Genomic DNA, 16,503 nt, shown 5'->3' on the forward strand with positions numbered 1-16,503 from the left:
GTTCTTTAAGAAATTTTAAGCGCACTGCTCCAGCCTGTTGTTACCCCTTGTTGAAAATATTCGTCACAAGCAAAGAAATATAACTTAGCGGTCAGGTCGTAACGATTTTTCTTCACTACCGCGACGAACTGTTCCCTTGCATCATAGAACCTTCCATTTCGGTACAGCTCAACGGCCGTCTCAAACTGCTGCTTGGTCTCATGCTTCAGCTTGCGTATGTGCTCCGGATCGGCCTCGTACAGATCGTACAACTCGATGGTCTTGTGCTCGTTGTCAATTTGCAAGCCTCCCAGCTTACGATAGTTTCCGGGCAGCCGTCCGCCGCATTCGCGCACCGTTTCCTCCGTTAGCAGCACGGTAACGCCCAGCTTGGCGGATACTTTCTCCAAATCAAGAGCTATCTGCACTTCGCCCGATACGACACTGCCTTCCATCCGCTGCTCTTCCCCGATGATTCCAATCATGACATCGCCGGAATGGATCGAGATGCCGATGTCGATGGGCTCATAACCTGCACGGCTGCGTTCATCGTTATAATCCTGCAGCGTCGCCCGCATTTTGACAGCCGCTTTAATGGCGTAGTTCGATCCGTTTGGAAACATCGTCAGCATCCCCGGCCCGAGGTATCGGCTTGTAAAACCGTTGTACTCGCGAATGACCGGACCAAACTTTTTCAGAAAAGAATTAATAAACCGGAAGTTCTCCTCTGTCGTAAGCGTCCCGGAAAATTCCGGAAACTGCCGCATATTGCACACAAGAATGGTCATTGTGCGGTTCTGGTATTCTCCGAGGTTCACCTGGGTCATGTTATTGCGCCCCAGCACCTTCAGAAATTGCTGCGGCACAAACCGAAAATACGATTCGCTGAGCTTGGTCACTTCCTGTATATACCGGCGGATCGACTCCGCCATCATATTAAACCGGTCGCCAAGCTCGGCCACCTCATCCCGCGTGCGGATCTGCACCTTGACGTCCCATTCGCCGCTGGCGATCAAATTCACATTGCGGCGCAGCTTCTGTATCGAAGAAAGCAGATACACCGTCATCAGCGTAATGACGACCAGCAGGATCAAACCGATCAGCGAAATGATTTTCAGGACATTGGTCATGATCTGCACGTTCATCTTGTTGATGCCGGCCATATCTTTACCGGTCTCATAAATGCCGATGATCTCCCCTTTGCTGTTAAACAAAGGCCCCAGCGCAAACATCCATTGTCCGCTTGAATCCTCCCATTCGCCCGATACGACAGCTCCTTGTTCGAGAACGCGCCGGTTGTCGCTGCTCAAAGCGAAAGGCTGGAACATCGTGACGCTGTCGTCATCATCCATCACAATATATAAACTGCCGTTCATATAACGGTAAACAGTACTGTACAAACCGCTGCGATCGCTGCCGGCATGCGAGAACAACTCGTTAATGCGCTGTTTGATCGCCTGATAATCGCCGCTCATATAATCCCGCGGAGACATCAGCCGCTCCAGATTGTCGCCGTTCACCAAATATTTGCCGTTGCCTGCAAGCAGTTCCAACTGCCTTTGCGTATCGTTGCGCATCTCGCCTGCAAAAGAAGAATAGACGGAATACGATAAACCGATCATGGACATCAGCACCACCGGGATGATGACGGCCAATTGCTTCACAAGCAGCGAAACCTTCCGTTTCAGTAAGTGCACATAGACGAAACGGATATCGAGCAGCAAAAGCAGGAGCATCAAGGCCATTAAACCCCAGTAACCAACTTTAAATCCGAGCAATTTCCACGAATAATAAAAACTGCTATGGACCGTTGAGATGCTGCCGTCCGGCAGCAGTTGAACCAGATTGTCGGCGGTCGTAATTGTAATCAGACCGTTCGCCACCGTCACATCGGTAAAATCTCCCCATTCCAAATCGGCATATTTGGAACGCAATGTCTGCAGCGTCAGCAGCGACTGCGGCGGCTCATCCGGCTGTTCGGCGTTCAGGCGCATGATCGCCCCGCTATGGTGATCGATATAATATACATTTGCATGGTCACGTGTGTAGATAGCTATAGGGAAATTAAGCGAATTTTGAGAACCAAGCGGATAGATCTGCTTGGCTTGCCCGTTTGTAACGGAAAACAACGAGCCCTTCTTGGTGGTAAAAAAGAACCTCCCCTGCTCATTGCCCGTTAACTCGTTCAAATAACGATTCTCCGGCATGGAGATGGTTGTTACCGTCTGCGGTTCGGCTCCCGTTTCTGCTTCTGCAGCCGACGGCAAGCGCAGCAAAGAGGCCGAATTGTGATCTTTCAGGAAAAAGTACAAGCTGCCGTCCTTAATTGATAGAGACTGGATATTGCCTACGCGCAGCAGGCGATCCTTTTGCGCCGTGGCGGAAGTGTACAAAGTGCTGGTACTTGAACCGTCTGCGGAAATGCGCAGTATCCGCTCCCCTGCAACATTCAGACCAAACGAGTCCAAAGTGGTCACCAGCACATAAGCGTTGCCCGCATCGTCGGCGGCGATGCTGTTGAACATCTGCACGGTGTTCGGGCCCGCATCGGTGTTGCTTGAGATCGAATACACGAGATCGCCGGATGACGTCATCTTCTGCAGCGTATTTTTGGACTTCGTCACCATATATACAGATCCCTGCGGATCCGTAATGGCTCTGGAAATATTCGTGTAGGCCGCTTCACGCTGCAGCGGATTTGCCGACCATGCGTCGCTGTAGACAAACAGGAGAACGCCAACGAGTATCGTGGCTGCGAGCAAAAAGGAAAATTTGGTTTTCACGGATACTCTCTCCTTACTTCCAATAAGGCATCATGATTCCTTGCCGAAGTTCCTCGTTCCAATACGTCTCGACCCCCATAATTTGGCTGAAGAAGGATAACGGTACATAGGTAACTTGCTGATAAGCAAAAGGAGCGGACGCCAGCTCCAAGGCTTGTCCGCCCATGACGAACTTGCCTCCGGGTTCCAGCCAGCCCGTTTCTCCATCGCCTTTTCTCAGCCCTGCCACAGAAGCGGCTGCGTCCCACTCCACCGTATAACCTAAGCTTTCGGCATACGGACGAAGCGGCAGGTATACTTCGCCGCCACCCGCCCAAACCGGCGGCTGCGGCAGCGAAATCGACGGTTGCGGCACATAGACCACCGCCGTCACGGACAGGCTTTCTATTTTGCGGCCATCCGGAAGCGTATCGGACGGCAAAACCGCCGATGGAGCCGGCGTTCCAGCCCCTTGTTTGACGGCGTAATCCTGCCAGCCCGCAAGCCATTCCTGCAGCAGACTCGCGCTTCCGGCGGATAAATGCTGTATTGCTTTGGTCATATGTATGATATCAATGGGTTTTCCATTGCCTTGTTGATATGTATCTATCAGAGAGCGGCAAAACGTTTCCTTCGCCTCTATTAAACGCAAGCCCGCCTCCAAATCAGTCGCCTGAGCCGCTGCGAGCCCATCTGCTCCCGCAAGACCGAACCGCTGCTGGAGTTTTGCGGATTGCACCGCTTGCTTCGTTAGGGCTTCGGCCTCGGCGGCCGGCTGCACCGTTTGAACCCATAAACGGCCAAGCTCATCCATCCACGCGGACTCATCCACAGCAGCTGCTGCCGGGTCCGACGCATGTTCCGGCCCTTCTCCGGGACCAGCCTTCATCATTGTCGAAAAATAACCGGACAACTGCGCATATGACGCCTCTTTGCTTTCAACGGCCTGTTTCAAGCGTTCGGCCGATGTCCGCTGCCTTTCACTCATGCTTGCGGCTGCGTCGCTTGTCGCCAGTCCGAATTGAGCCAACTGCCCGGCTTCCGTGGTGAGGCGCGTCATTTCCGCCACATAAGGCTTGATTCGTTCGACTCGTTGAGAAGCAAACATATAGGAGACAAAAAGCCCACTTCCGCTCTGCGCCGGCGCCGCCGCTTCGCTAGCCGCAATATCCTTCCCCGTATCGGCGGACTGCGCGGCAAAAGCAAACCGTTCTCCGCCGCCAAACAGGGCATACAGCACGATCACAAGCAAGAGCGGTCTAACAGCCAGCTTTCGACAACTCATCGGCTCTTCACTCCCTTTAGGAAAAAAATCCAACTAAACCCTATAATACTATAAAACTAGCGATTTGTGTTTTTTCGCTGCAGTTTATTGCCGGATGTTTGTCCAAATAGTAGAATAAAGTAACAATAATTCGACAATGTAAAGGAGTCGCTTATGGGTCAGATGGTATGTATGGGGGCAACCCTTCAGTGCAGTTTTGGCGCAGCACCAAGCACTCTTGTGGTTTTGCCGGCGAATCGGGTCACGACGGCAACGCCAATTGCCAATATTATGGATAACAAACCGCTAGTTAATATTTTGCCCTTCGGCATGTGTAGTTCAATGGCCAATCCGACTGTCGCTTCCGCAACTGCGGCTGCGCTTGGCGTTCTTACACCTATGCCCTGCATTCCCGTCACTGCGGCGCCTTGGGTACCCGGAGCCCCCACCGTGCTTGTGGGTAATATGCCGGCACTGAACAACTCTTCCAAATGCTTATGCAATTGGGGAGGCACCATTCAAATCGTCAATCCCGGACAAATGACGATCCAGATTCCTTAACTTCATGCGATATGTCCTGATATGCGATTGGTATCAATCACAATGAAGGAGCTGTGCCTGTGATAGCGAAAATTGTCATGCCGTTTATTAACCCGATCCAAAAAAGAATTATCCGGCCTCTTAAACAGGCGAAAGGCTGGCCCAAGCTGCTGGCCAAATGGGTCAAGCAAAAATTCAAGGAAATATTGGGGCAGAAGGAAATTACCAAGGCCAGCTATGTAGCTGTCGGCAATTATTATATTGCCAAAAAGCTGATCGTCATTGTGCTGATTGTTATTCTTGCACTTTACTTTTTTATTTTTATCAAACCACCCGAATTCGTGAACAAGCTGCTGCAAAGAAAAGCGTCCATTACCGCGGGCGCGGGCGACCCCGCTTTCACGGGCAAGGCGCAAATGCTCGCGGCTGACGGAGCCCTGCTGTTCGACGGCGACCTGGTCGACGGCAAGTTCTCGGGTATAGGCAAGCTGTATGCCAAGGACGGCTCGTTGTTATACGAAGGCGGATTTGCCGGCGGGCTGTATGAAGGAGAAGGCAAGCTGTATCGGCCGGACGGCTCGGTACTCAAGCAAGGTACCTTCGCCAAAGGCAATCTGCAGACGGGCAGCGCGTACGGTGAAAACGGGGCCGTACTTTATACCGGCGCTTTTGTCGGCGACAAATACGACGGACAAGGCACGCTTTTTTTTCCGAGCGGCGCCATGCAATACCAGGGCGATTTCAAGGCGGGCATCGCCAACGGAAAAGGACGCCTGTATACCGAAGCGGGGGCACTGGCTTATGAAGGCGGGTTCAGCAACGGGCAATACAACGGCGACGGCATGGAATACGACAAAGAAGGGAAGCTGCTATACCAAGGCCAATATCTCGCCGGGCAATACAACGGCAAAGGTAAAAAAATGTTCCCCGGCGGGGTCATGCAATATGACGGAGAGTTCAGCAACGGGCAATTTGCCGGGGCCGGAACGGAATATTACAGCAGCGGCATAGTCAAATATAAAGGTGTGCTGCTTGCGGGCACCTATCAAGGCGACGGCGCCTTATTCGCCGCCAGCGGCGCCCCCCTCTATCAGGGAGGTTTCCAAGGAGGCTTATATCAGGGGCAGGGCCGTCTGTACAACAGCAACGGGTTGCTGGAATACGAAGGCCAGTTCGTAGGGGGCCAGCTAAACGGGCCGGGAACCTGGTACCGCGAAGACGGCACCGTCATTTTCAAGGGCTTTTTGGTCAACGGCGAACCTTCATTTGCGTCTTTCCTCGGCATGGCTCCGGTGAAGCTGGAGGCCACGCTTGGCAAGTCGAGCGGCGTGGAGCCGATTGCCGCCCCTTCATTGCCGGCTAAGGACACGGCCGCGGCGGAAGCGGATAAAACAGCCCCTCCCGCTGCAGCAAATGCAAGTGGCGGACCAACATCGCCGGCGGTTACCGCCGATCCGGCAGCAAACGCCGCTTTGCGCATGAAGTTCCAAGACCTGCGCCTCGCTTTTGTCGTCGCGATGGATGCCGGCGGCTCCGGGGAAGCAGCCGTACGCGAGGTGCAGTTGAGCAGCGGCACGGCGCTGGATAGGCTTTCCGCTTGGCTCGAAGACAACCGCAAGACGGATAAGAGCATTGTTTATGTCGGGGATAACACGTTCCACCTGTATATGTGGAAGGGCATCTCTTATACCATCTATCTGAACGGGCAAGGACAAGCAACGAGGGGTACTGTGACGGCGGACAGCCCGTAAGAGGCTGTCCGCGGGATTGCGGCGGAACGCTCCATTTCACGAGGGACGGACATGAGCGCCGTAATTCAAACAAAATCAGAGCTTTGCCGATTGTAATGGACACCCACGCTCTTATTCGGCCTAACATCACGATTTCCCTGACTTTTTTGAGCAAATAAGCGCGACCCTGTCCGTTGAAAAGGCAAATCTCGATTTTTTTGCCAAATAAGTGCGTTCCCGACCGTTAGCGTTGGAGCATGACGTTTCGTATGTCAGTGGTCTTCAGAACCGCCACTCGGCGGCCGCCTCATATGGTCCGCTTGAAATCGACAGGCACTGGGGAATTCGGCCCGGAGAGATATGTCCCATTACGTTGAACCTGCGGATTTCCGCAGGTTGTTCCTTTTGGACGAAAAGGACTATAATAGGACAATAAAGCTTCTTACACTAAATATTTGGAGCGCGAACCATATGCGCTTATACCAGAAGGAGTATGGACCCGTGACTATGGATCGCACAGCCGCTAACCCGGCTTCTCCGGCGATGGAGCAAAGCCGCGCTGGCGGACACAACTACGAGGCGCCGCATGCACGCGGGCGCAGCGGCTCCGAAGCGCAGCAGCGCCGGGCGGAGCTGCCCGGGAGCGAGCGGGGCGCAGCCGGGCGGAGCGGCGGCGGCCATAGCGCGCCGGGCGCAGCGGCGCAGCACGCCGACGGCAGCAGCGCGGCCGGGCGGCGGCGCGTGCTCGTCGTCGTCGCGGTCGACGCCGAGAAGGACGCGGTGGCGCGCGGCCTTGGCGGCGACAGCCGCTTCGACGTAATCGCCGCAGGCGTCGGCCCCGTCGAGGCCGCGGTCAGCGCGACCGCGGCGCTTGCCGCGGCGACGCCGCACCGCTACGGCGTCGTCGTCAGCGCCGGCATCGGCGGCGGCTTTCCCGGCCGCGCCGCGGTCGGCTCGCTGGTCGTCGCCAGCGAAGCCGTCGCCGCCGATCTCGGCGCGGAGACGCCGGACGGCTTCAGCGGCCTCGACAAGCTCGGCTTCGGCGCGAACCGCCTGCCGGTGGACAAGCAGCTCGCCGGCGAGCTGCTTGCCGCGCTCCGCGCAGCGGGACTTGCCGCTCACAGCGGGCCGGCGCTCACCTTGTCGACGGTGACCGGCACGGCGGCAACCGCTTCGGAGCTGGCCGAGCGCATTCCCGGCGCCGCCAGCGAAGGCATGGAAGGCTACGGCGTCGCCGCTGCCGCCAGCCGTTACGGCCTGTCTTTTCTAGAAATCCGCGCCATCTCCAATGCCGTAGGTCCTCGCGACCGCTCTGCTTGGCGAATCGGCGACGCCTTGCAGGCGCTTGAAGCCGCAAGCGCAGTTTTAAAGGAGGTTATACGATGAACATCGCTTTTTCACCTTGTCCCAATGATACGTTTGTATTTCATGCCTGGGTTCACGGGCTCGTGCCCGGCGCGCCGAAGCTGGACGTCATGTACGCCGATATCGATATTACCAACAACCTCGCGGCCAACGGCACAGGACCGGAGGTATTAAAAATTTCCTACGCGGCGCTGCCTTGGGTGCTTAACGATTATGCGCTGCTGCCGTGCGGAGGCGCTTTGGGCCGGGGCTGCGGCCCGCTTGTCTTGACGCGTGGCGGATTGACCGCGGCACAGGACCCGGGTGTACTGTCCGGCCGCAGAGTGGCCGTTCCAAGCGAACGCTCGACCGCTTATCTGTTGTTCCGGCTGTGGGCGGCCGAACAAGTGCCAGGCGGCGTCGGCGAAATCGTCGTCATGCCGTTCCATGAAATTATGCCAGCCGTGCGTGACGGCAAAATCGACGCCGGCCTCGTCATTCACGAAGCGCGTTTCACCTATCCTTCATACGGGCTTTCCCTGCTGACCGATCTCGGCAGCTGGTGGGAATCCAGCACAGGCCTGCCGATCCCGCTTGGAGCCATCATCGCCCGCCGTTCTCTCGACCTAAGCGCCATCGCCGCATGGACAAAAGCATCGGTCGACTACGCTTGGGCTCATCCGGAAGCGTCCCGCGATTATGTGATGAGCCATGCCCAGGAGATGGACCCAACGGTCGCGAAAGCGCACATCGACTTGTACGTCAACGAGTTTACCGGAAATCTGGGCGAAAGCGGATATGGCGCAGTGACCGCTCTGCTCAGCCGGGCCGCTCAGGAAGGGCTTACTCCCGAATTCGATTTATCGCTGCTGAAGTAGCGATCCAGAGGAACGCAAAAACCCGCCTTCGTGTTGAAGGAGGTCACTGAAAAAGCAGCTTAAGTGAGCGAAATCATGCTGGAGAAGCGCCAGCGTTCGCTTTTGTCCCCGAATTTCACCTGCCGCATGCAGGTCCAATCAGGAAATTCGGGGACAATTGGCGATCGTAAGCATCATTCGCTCATACAGCGTTCACTTTTTCAGTGGTCTCCGTTTGAAGTGCGGGTTTTTCGTTTTTACTGGATTCAGAAGCGATTGTAATTCATCCGCTCGAACGGCAGCAGCCAGTCTTCGCTGATCTTGTTCCGCTCCTGCTCTTTGAGCAAGGTGACCATCACAATCATCGGATACCCGGAATCCAAGTCGAAAGGATCGTACTCCTTCCCCTTGAATTCCATGTTATAGTCTCCTCCCAGACAATCCTCAGCCGCTTACCTTTTATTTCTCTTCCCAATATCTCGGCATCGTCATTCTGCCTTCCGGCTGATGTTCCTGCTGGTATTCGACGCGATCCCCGCCTTCCAGACGAAGCCAAGTATCGAAGCTGCGCTCTCCTTCGCGAAGACGAATGACACGCGCTCCTTTGCCGAATTCGTAGCCATAACCTCCGGTAGCACGGCCGTAACACAAACGGATGCCGTGAAGTTCGCCGCAGAAATCGTTGAGGTGATCATGTCCGCAGAAAACACCCGCCACATCGCGCATTTCAACCATTGCCGCAAACAGCCCTGTATTAATCCGAGGACAACACACGTCTTCATATTTTGCGCCCAAACATATCTGTTCGTCCCATACTTCATTGTATTCCGGCAGCGGAATATGGAGGAAGGCAAGCGCCGGAAGCACGCTGCCGTCCGGCAATCTGCGGCCCATGGCTTCCCGTTCGTACCAGCCGATCTGGCTGCGCTTGACATAGTCCCAGCCGCCAAACGGCGAGCGGTTGCCGGAGTCGAAGCCGTACAGCAGCGCCGCAGGCTGATCCGACGCCGCACCCAGTATCTCCAGCACATAATTGCCGACGCCGGCAACATCCTCAGGCCCCGCCTTCATCAGACATCCGTCAACTTCCTGCAGCGTCTGGACCAGCTCGCTGTTCGATGCCGGTCCTTCGCCGTCATGGTTACCGAATATGGCCGTCCACAATAGCTGTCTGCTTAGGGCAGGCGCAACGCACTCGCGGATCAGCGAATAAACCTTTTCCTTGGCTTGCCCCTTCAATTTGTCTCCCGACACCAGGTCCCCGGAATACATGACCAGATCCGGCTTCTCTTCGTCCAATACACGCTCCATTAACTGAATCGCATCCCGGTCACGCTCGGAACCATCCAGATGCACGTCGGTAAATTGCACGATCTTAAACGTGCCGTCACTGCAAAATTTCAACGGTGCAGTACGCATACACTCATCCTTTCAAGACGCCCTCCATGGCGCCCGGACAATAAAATTATGAATCAAACCGTTCAACAACCGGAATCTTCATGACGGCTGACCCGTCCGCAGTGTCTCACCTGTCAGCACGCCACGCCGCCACACGGTTATTTCACTCTGCTTAATGCCGCATTATAAATACTTTCGATTTGTTCGGCACCCTTTTCCCTGCACTGTTTTACGAAATTATCCCATTCCTTCTCGATCGCGCCGTCGGACATAATGAACTTATCCATCGTTTGCGCCATGTAAGCGTCCAACTGCGTGCGCAGCTGCTTCAGCTTCTCCCGCTCATCCTTCGTAAATACCGGGTCATAGGCAAACCGGAAAGCTTGGCCGTCTTTGATCGCCTGTAAGTTTTTATCCGACCACTCGGTTGCTTCTTTCTGCATATAAGGAATTGCCGGCGTTTCGTCGGCATACAAAGCCAGCCCGGAGTACCCGGATCCAAGCATCGACTTGATGGCGCTATAGGGATCATTTTTGTCCTTGAACTGGTTATATAACTCGTCCTTCAGCTTCGCTTTGCCGTTTTCCATCGTATAATGCTCGCCTTCCACACCCCATGAGGTCAGACGAATGCCTTCCTCCGAGTACATCCAATCGATAAATTCAACGATCTTTTCGGGATTTTTCACCTTGGCGCTGACAACATACGATTCGGCCAGGTGGTCCAACTGGTACATTAAACCGCGCTTTACGCCTTTATCGCTGGCAAGAATCGGCAGCAAATCGAATTTTGCATCTTTATCGACCTTTTGCAAAGCCTGATTAAAGTTAGCTCCAAATCCGGTATTGTCCTGATAATAGAACGATTTGCCCGAACTCAGCTTCTCTTGCCAAATTTGCGATGTGGCGGTCGTGTAGTCGGGATCCAGCAGCTTTTCCTTATACAGCTTATGCAGATAAGTAATCGCATCTTTGAATTCCGGCGAGAACGGGCCAAACTTGTATTTATTGTCCTTCGGTTCAAAATATACCTTGGTTCCGTTAATGTTAGTGTATCCGCTTCCAAAGGCAAAGGCAACCGCGTTCACCAGGTTTTCCGTGCCGGTCAAACCGTTGGCGGCGCGGCTCGTAAACGGGTAGGAGTTGGGATACGCCTCCTTGAGTTTTTTCATCGCTTGATACAGCTCTTCATACGTGGCAGGCGTCGGGATATTCAGCTTTTTCAGCAGATCGACGCGAATCACCGGCACAAGCCCCGATTGCGAGGTTGCTACCCGCTGAGCCAGCGGGAAACCGTACAGCTTGCCCTCCACCTTGGTTTTGTTGATTTCCGGGTTATCGGCGATCGCCTTTTTGAAATTCGGCATCTTGTCCAAATAAGGAGTCAAGTCCAGAAAAATCCCGGTATCGGCAAAATTCGTAATATCGTCCTGCTTGACCAGCAAGACATCCGGAAGCGTATTGGTTGCGATCAGCGTCTTCTTCTTGTCGTCGTAGTTGCTTTGCGGCGTACTTTGCAGCTCCAGCTTCACATTTTTCCGCTTAAGCACCTCTTTCACGACCACAGAATCGGAAAGCAGCGCTTGCGTAGGATGCTCGAAACGCATCCAAGTAATGGAGAGCGGCTTCTCGGCTTGCGCTCCTCCCGCCGCTTTATTCCCTGCAGCCGGTTTATCGCTTGAAGTCCCGCCCCCGCAGCCCGCCAGCGTCGTGCCAAGCAGCATGACGGCACAGCCGGCGCTGATGTAACCTCCTTTGTTCCGTTGCATAAACGTCCTCCTCGAAAATGTTTTCTTCCTACAAACCTCAGTGTATGTTCGGGAGACGGCAATGAATATAAGCAGAACAGAGAGTGGCGATACACATTTCCCTCTTGCCTTTTATGATGCGTTTATCCACCCTGATGCAAAAAACGGCCTTTTTGCCTATATTCGCGCCATGGATTCAGGCCCCTATTGCTGGTCAGCCGGGCCTTGTTCTTGTTTATCGCGCGCATTCCGGTAATGAATGGGCGATACGCCTTCATATTTTTTGAACAGCCGCAAAAAGGTCGTACGGTTGTTGATGCCGATCTGGTCTGCGATATCGCTGATCTTCAGATCGGTGCCAAGCAGCAGCTCCTTCGCCTTGGCAATTCGGATCATACTGATATAGTCGGTGATGCTGGTGCCCGTCGTTTCCTTGAACATCCGCGAGATGTATTTGGCCGACAGCCCAATTTCGCCTGCAATACTTTCCAAATAAATATCTTCATGATAATGGGTTTCGATAAACTGGGTGATTAGCGAAACGACCGTGCCGGAACGCTTCTCCTCCTTGGTGGCGGTCTCGGAAATGATCGTTTCGTAGAACCTGAGCAGCATCTCCACCCGTTCGTTAAATTCACTAGGAGGAATGTTTTTATCCGCCAGCAAGGCATATTCATCATCATCCATCACATTTTGCACGCTTAGCTGCTTTTCCTGCAGGAAGCGGACCCCGGTATTCACGAATTCGGCCAGCAGCGCGCCCAGATGGGTAAAAGAAACCCCGTTGTTTTTGTTCGTTTGGATAATCCGCTCCACTTCCGTGCGCAGAGCGTCCGTGCTGCCGACTTTTAACCCGTTGACCACTTTATTCTCATCCATAAACGAATAATAAAATGTTTGTTGAATATCCAGCTCGGCCGCATCCATTACCGGAAGCACATGTCTGTCTCCCCGCATATCCAGCGCGGTAAGCGCGTCACTGTACGATTTGGAGATATCGCCTACCTTGGAGTATGTTTTGCCGATGCCAATGGCCAATTCGCAAAACACCATATCGTAATCAAACGTATTACGGATGCTGTCGATGCCCCGGTCCAGATTATCGCGGTCATTGTCCTTTTCCAAGCTCACGACGCAGACGTAGAAGTCGGTCTCATATTCCATCAGATAGCAGTTTACATGCTGCTTCATAATGCCCCACAGCACATTTTTCATCTTCTCTTGGATCAAAAGACGGTCCGGCTCGGCGATTTCACGATAGAACTTGTCGTTAAACCGGAACAAGAAGCAGCAGCACATATAATACTCCGCTTGAAACTCGATCTCCGACAATATTTCCGACACCCGGTGCTGCTGCGTCCATGGAGTGCCTCTGAACAAGCTCGTAAAAAACTGGTCCGCCAACGCGCTGGAATATTGGTTCAGCTTGCGCAAGGAAACCTCGTGCTGCTCAATCAGCCGGTTCACGCGGCTTCCGATCATATTCCATTCATCGCCTTTGCGGTGCTCGTCGTGAACGGGACCTCCCTGATCTCCGGAAAGCAAGATATCGCGAATATTTTTGATTGGGTTGTACAAATTGATGCTGAACATAAAAGAAAACGCGATACCGATTACAAACAAGGCGATGCAAATCCATACCGTCAAGCTGATGATGCCTTGAGGGTCGTTGCTTACAACATCAAGCGGCGTAATCGAATAATAGTCCCAGCCAAACGCTTCGGACGTTTGCCGCGCCACAAGCGCATGTTCATTAGGGTTGAGCGAGATATCCAGCGCTTGGCCTCGCCCCAGACCGCTTATTTTCTCTATAAATTGAGAGCCGACTCCGTTTGTATCAAGCACGGTATTACGGTTGGAATCCAGAATCATATAAGAGGTGGAAGGAAACAAGGAATTGCTTTTTAAAGAGGACGAAATCGCAGATACGGATAAGCAGGTCACCATCGCCGCCAATTGTCCGTTGACATATTGAGTCGTAACGCTAGGAATGACATCCCTTGCCGCGGATCTGTCGTAGCTGTATATTTTGCTTGGCGGCAGCAAGTCAAAAAAACTGCTTCGCCCATTCAGCTTCTGTTCCCAGTAAACCTTGTTGTAACTGTCCAATTTGTAAAACGTGCCGAAAAAATAATCGAAATCAACCATTTCTTGACTGGTGTATACCCGATCCGTGTCGGCGTACACAAAAATATTGTCGATGAAAGGGCTCAGCGTGTTTTTGTTTTCCCAAATCTCTTTTACAATCAAGGTCAAGTTGATCCTGTCTTCATCGGTCAGCGTGTTGTAAGGCTTCAGATTTTGCTGAATCGTGTGGCTGAATATAAGGTTGTTGTTGGTCGCCTGCACCATGCCCAAATAAATATCGACGGTATGCATCGAAGAAGCCAGATTCTCCGACAATTTGCGCGAGATATCTTCCTGCACCTGCTGCCGTTCATTGATATATACGATAAGCCCGATTACCGCAATGGGAATCAGGAGAGAAAAAAAGTACAGCAGCATTTTTACAAACAGCTTGTTTCCCGTGAATAACTTAAAGGATGGTCTGCCTTTCATCTTCATGCTGTCCTCCCGAAATCGATAACGCTTATTCACACTCGTAGCACCATTATAATGTAACCGTTGCCAACCGTAAAGAAATGAGACTATCAGCAAATATAGCGCGGATTATATCAAAAGGGAATGATTTATAGTATACTGTGGACGCCAACCAGATGCCGCATGGTGATGTTTATGACTATTTCATAATGGAGTGAGTCACATCATGTCATTTATTGTGTATTTCGTTCGACACTGTCAGCCTGACGACGAGAACCATCGCCACTACCCCATCCCCAATCCTCCGCTCACCGAGACCGGAATGCTGCAAACCTCCCATGTCGGCAGGCAAATTGCGGCTTGGGGCATTGACGAATTGTATTCAAGTCCGATGATCCGGGCTGTGCAAACCGCGGCGGCCATTCACGCCGAAACTGCGGCGCCGTGGCATGTATGGCCGTCCGTCAGCGAAACCGACCGCCGCGCTTGGACCAAGCTGAGAAGCGGGGAGCCCGGCAAAACCTTGCAGGCCGACGCCGAATACGCGGCGGTCTCCTCGCATGAGGGCTTGACGCTGCATTATCCGCATATCCGGTGGAATCCGGCCGAGATCGGACGGCCCGATTGGCGTATTCCGCTGCTGAATGAGACACGCGAGATGACCTATGAGCGGGCAGCCTCGTTTCTCTCTTATCTGGAGCAAACTTACGGCGGTTCACAGAAAACGGTGGCCGTTGTTTGCCACAATGCCTTTTTGTCTGTGCTGCTCACCGTGATTAGCGGGGGAACGCCAGCCGATCATAACCGCTTCCTTCATGCCCACGGAGCCATTGCCCGCGTGGACTGGTATCGTGAAAACAGCGGCGATAAGACATGGGCCACTTCGGTGCAGTTCACCGGTTATACCTCGCATTTCCCGACGGAGCTGGTTACAGGTCTTCAAGGCTTGCAAGCCTTGAAGTAATACGCTTGCTGCGGTAAACCAGACACGAAGCCCTGCGCACAAATGATAATGAATAAAAACGCGACCGGCTGATCCTATCTTGATCAAGCTGTCGCGTTTTTTTCGGGTAGCTCACTCATTTCAGCCCAAGCGCCGGCATACCTGCGCTCTCAGCCTTATATCCATCAGTTGCCGCAGCACTTCTTGAATTTCTTTCCGGTGCCGCATGGACAAGGGTCGTTACGCCCCACTTTGCGCCGCGTGGCAAAATCAATAACTTCGCCGGCTGTCCCGGAGGCGGTTATTGCGGAATCGGCACGGCGTGACATCTCGCTAGGCGCGTGGCCCTTAAGAAACCATTGCTTGGTGTTGTTATGCAGCATCACGATACGATCCATGAAGCTTGTCATTACATTCAATTCGTTAATTTCCAGCTGTGTCTGTAAAAATTGCAGGATCTGCCCCGGACTTTCACCGATTTGGATGGCATAGACACATTCCCCGACAAGCTGTTCGGCTTCTTTCAAAGGAATCTCATAATTCTTTCTTATAAATTCGACAAAAGCGGTAAAACTTGGATTGCGGTCGACGAAATCCGGCTCGCCGGCCTTGATCAGTTCAGCCGTAGTAAACGGGAAAAACGGCAGATCTTTTCTTGAGCGATGCTCATCCTTCACCTTCTCCGGATCCCATACTCTGCCCGACGAATATCCTTCCGCTCCCAGCCTTGCCTGCTGATGGAACTTCTCGGCCCCTTCCAGAAGATAAATGATCTCGCCAGTCAATTGCTCATCTGTTCCCAAATGCAGGTGTATCTGCCGGCACAGTTCTTTGAGACTCAAAGTGCCGTAATAAAACAGCAAGCCGTGGACAAGCTTGATCCGCTCCGTGTTGCTCCGGATTTGCTGCCGATACTCGGCGTTGTCAATGGCTTTAAAGCACTCAAGCACCTCCGGAGGGATACATAAGACCTTCTTCCCGTTCACCATCCCGGGGAACAAAATACCGCGGCTTTGAAAATACTCAAGCTGCCGGGATTCCAGCGGCACGTATGCGCATCCGCCCTTGTCCGCTATTTTTTTAACGATATCGTATCTCGCTTTATCGAATAAATCGAAAACGGCTGGAAGCTTCTCCGCCAGCTGCAAGGTCAATACGTCGATCAAATCCTGCTTTTTCAGCGCGCTTGCCCCGGAAACTCCCCAGTTGGTCCGAATATCGGACAGGTCGTTTTTCGACAACCTGGCAAGAATATTAGCGAAGTCAGTCGGCAGCTCCAATTCGCTCCAACGTTTCTGCTCGCTGCGTTCTTCCATTTTACGCGTCATTTCTTTTGCTTTTTCCAGCGCGTTTAATAATACCTTTTGATCTTTGCTGCTTAATTTGGTATCCATTCT

General features: G+C 53.1%; 13 protein-coding genes. 6 read left to right on the forward strand and 7 right to left on the reverse strand.

The window, feature by feature from the left end:
• Positions 1 to 5: 5 nt before the first annotated feature.
• Together EYB31_RS06075 and EYB31_RS06080 are read right to left on the reverse strand one after the other, a co-directional pair.
• Positions 6 to 2,762, reverse strand: coding sequence for an adenylate/guanylate cyclase domain-containing protein (locus EYB31_RS06075; protein ID WP_131012388.1), 2,757 nt, complete (start codon positions 2,760 to 2,762; stop codon positions 6 to 8).
• A gap of 13 nt (positions 2,763 to 2,775) precedes the next feature.
• Positions 2,776 to 4,026 (reverse strand): copper amine oxidase N-terminal domain-containing protein, encoded by a 1,251-nt coding sequence (locus tag EYB31_RS06080; protein WP_131012389.1) that lies wholly within the window; start codon positions 4,024 to 4,026, stop codon positions 2,776 to 2,778.
• A gap of 153 nt (positions 4,027 to 4,179) precedes the next feature.
• Here EYB31_RS06080 and EYB31_RS06085 point away from each other — a divergent pair, with 153 nt between their 5' ends.
• From EYB31_RS06085 to EYB31_RS40085, 5 genes are all read left to right on the forward strand, one after another.
• On the forward strand, positions 4,180 to 4,566 hold the full coding sequence (locus tag EYB31_RS06085) for a DUF4280 domain-containing protein (RefSeq protein WP_131012390.1): 387 nt from the start codon (positions 4,180 to 4,182) through the stop codon (positions 4,564 to 4,566).
• A gap of 59 nt (positions 4,567 to 4,625) precedes the next feature.
• Positions 4,626 to 6,296, forward strand: a complete 1,671-nt coding sequence (locus EYB31_RS06090) for an MORN repeat-containing protein (RefSeq protein WP_131012391.1) — start codon at positions 4,626 to 4,628, stop codon at positions 6,294 to 6,296.
• Between the two features lie 522 nt (positions 6,297 to 6,818).
• Positions 6,819 to 7,661 carry a futalosine hydrolase gene (locus tag EYB31_RS06095; protein ID WP_131012392.1) on the forward strand — a complete coding sequence of 281 codons (843 nt, stop codon included), beginning with the start codon at positions 6,819 to 6,821 and terminating at the stop codon, positions 7,659 to 7,661.
• Positions 7,658 to 8,497, forward strand: a complete 840-nt coding sequence (locus EYB31_RS06100; protein ID WP_131012393.1) for a 1,4-dihydroxy-6-naphtoate synthase — start codon at positions 7,658 to 7,660, stop codon at positions 8,495 to 8,497. Before EYB31_RS06095 ends, EYB31_RS06100 begins: the two co-directional genes overlap by 4 nt.
• Before the next feature lie 63 nt (positions 8,498 to 8,560).
• Positions 8,561 to 8,758: a hypothetical protein gene (locus EYB31_RS40085; RefSeq protein ID WP_165452248.1), complete on the forward strand. Its 198-nt coding sequence runs from the start codon at positions 8,561 to 8,563 to the stop codon at positions 8,756 to 8,758.
• Here EYB31_RS40085 and EYB31_RS40090 read toward each other — a convergent pair.
• The 4 genes from EYB31_RS40090 to EYB31_RS06115 form a co-directional block, all read right to left on the reverse strand.
• Positions 8,743 to 8,895 carry a hypothetical protein gene (locus EYB31_RS40090; RefSeq protein ID WP_165452249.1) on the reverse strand — a complete coding sequence of 51 codons (153 nt, stop codon included), beginning with the start codon at positions 8,893 to 8,895 and terminating at the stop codon, positions 8,743 to 8,745. The two genes, EYB31_RS40085 and EYB31_RS40090, sit on opposite strands and share 16 nt — an antisense overlap.
• A 40-nt stretch (positions 8,896 to 8,935) precedes the next feature.
• Complete coding sequence (locus EYB31_RS06105) at positions 8,936 to 9,895, reverse strand: metallophosphoesterase family protein (RefSeq protein WP_131012394.1); 960 nt, start codon at positions 9,893 to 9,895, stop codon at positions 8,936 to 8,938.
• A gap of 137 nt (positions 9,896 to 10,032) precedes the next feature.
• The gene (locus EYB31_RS06110; protein ID WP_131012395.1) at positions 10,033 to 11,643 is read right to left on the reverse strand and encodes an extracellular solute-binding protein; all 1,611 of its coding nucleotides are present in this window, start codon (positions 11,641 to 11,643) and stop codon (positions 10,033 to 10,035) included.
• A gap of 183 nt (positions 11,644 to 11,826) precedes the next feature.
• Positions 11,827 to 14,181 (reverse strand): helix-turn-helix domain-containing protein, encoded by a 2,355-nt coding sequence (locus tag EYB31_RS06115; RefSeq protein WP_165452250.1) that lies wholly within the window; start codon positions 14,179 to 14,181, stop codon positions 11,827 to 11,829.
• Between the two features lie 208 nt (positions 14,182 to 14,389).
• Between EYB31_RS06115 and EYB31_RS06120 the strand changes: the two genes are divergently transcribed.
• Positions 14,390 to 15,127, forward strand: coding sequence for a histidine phosphatase family protein (locus EYB31_RS06120; protein WP_131012397.1), 738 nt, complete (start codon positions 14,390 to 14,392; stop codon positions 15,125 to 15,127).
• Positions 15,128 to 15,291: 164 nt separating this feature from the next.
• Here the strand turns inward: EYB31_RS06120 and EYB31_RS06125 are convergent, their stop codons facing one another.
• Positions 15,292 to 16,500 (reverse strand): YecA family protein, encoded by a 1,209-nt coding sequence (locus tag EYB31_RS06125; RefSeq protein WP_131012398.1) that lies wholly within the window; start codon positions 16,498 to 16,500, stop codon positions 15,292 to 15,294.
• Between the last annotated feature and the right edge of the window lie 3 nt (positions 16,501 to 16,503).

The organism is Paenibacillus thalictri, assembly GCF_004307995.1.
Lineage (GTDB): Bacteria > Bacillota > Bacilli > Paenibacillales > NBRC-103111 > Paenibacillus_AF > Paenibacillus_AF thalictri.

Bases quoted from the DNA above. Each gene is read 5' to 3' on its own strand.
- EYB31_RS06080 (WP_131012389.1), bottom strand. From the start codon at position 4,026: ATGAGTTGTCGAAAGCTGGCTGTTAGACCGCTCTTGCTTGTGATCGTG.
- EYB31_RS06085 (WP_131012390.1), top strand. From the start codon at position 4,180: ATGGGTCAGATGGTATGTATGGGGGCAACCCTTCAGTGCAGTTTTGGC.
- EYB31_RS06095 (WP_131012392.1), top strand. From the start codon at position 6,819: ATGGAGCAAAGCCGCGCTGGCGGACACAACTACGAGGCGCCGCATGCA.
- EYB31_RS06100 (WP_131012393.1), top strand. From the start codon at position 7,658: ATGAACATCGCTTTTTCACCTTGTCCCAATGATACGTTTGTATTTCAT.
- EYB31_RS40090 (WP_165452249.1), bottom strand. From the start codon at position 8,895: ATGGAATTCAAGGGGAAGGAGTACGATCCTTTCGACTTGGATTCCGGG.
- EYB31_RS06105 (WP_131012394.1), bottom strand. From the start codon at position 9,895: ATGCGTACTGCACCGTTGAAATTTTGCAGTGACGGCACGTTTAAGATC.
- EYB31_RS06110 (WP_131012395.1), bottom strand. From the start codon at position 11,643: ATGCAACGGAACAAAGGAGGTTACATCAGCGCCGGCTGTGCCGTCATG.
- EYB31_RS06115 (WP_165452250.1), bottom strand. From the start codon at position 14,181: ATGAAAGGCAGACCATCCTTTAAGTTATTCACGGGAAACAAGCTGTTT.
- EYB31_RS06120 (WP_131012397.1), top strand. From the start codon at position 14,390: ATGTCATTTATTGTGTATTTCGTTCGACACTGTCAGCCTGACGACGAG.
- EYB31_RS06125 (WP_131012398.1), bottom strand. From the start codon at position 16,500: ATGGATACCAAATTAAGCAGCAAAGATCAAAAGGTATTATTAAACGCG.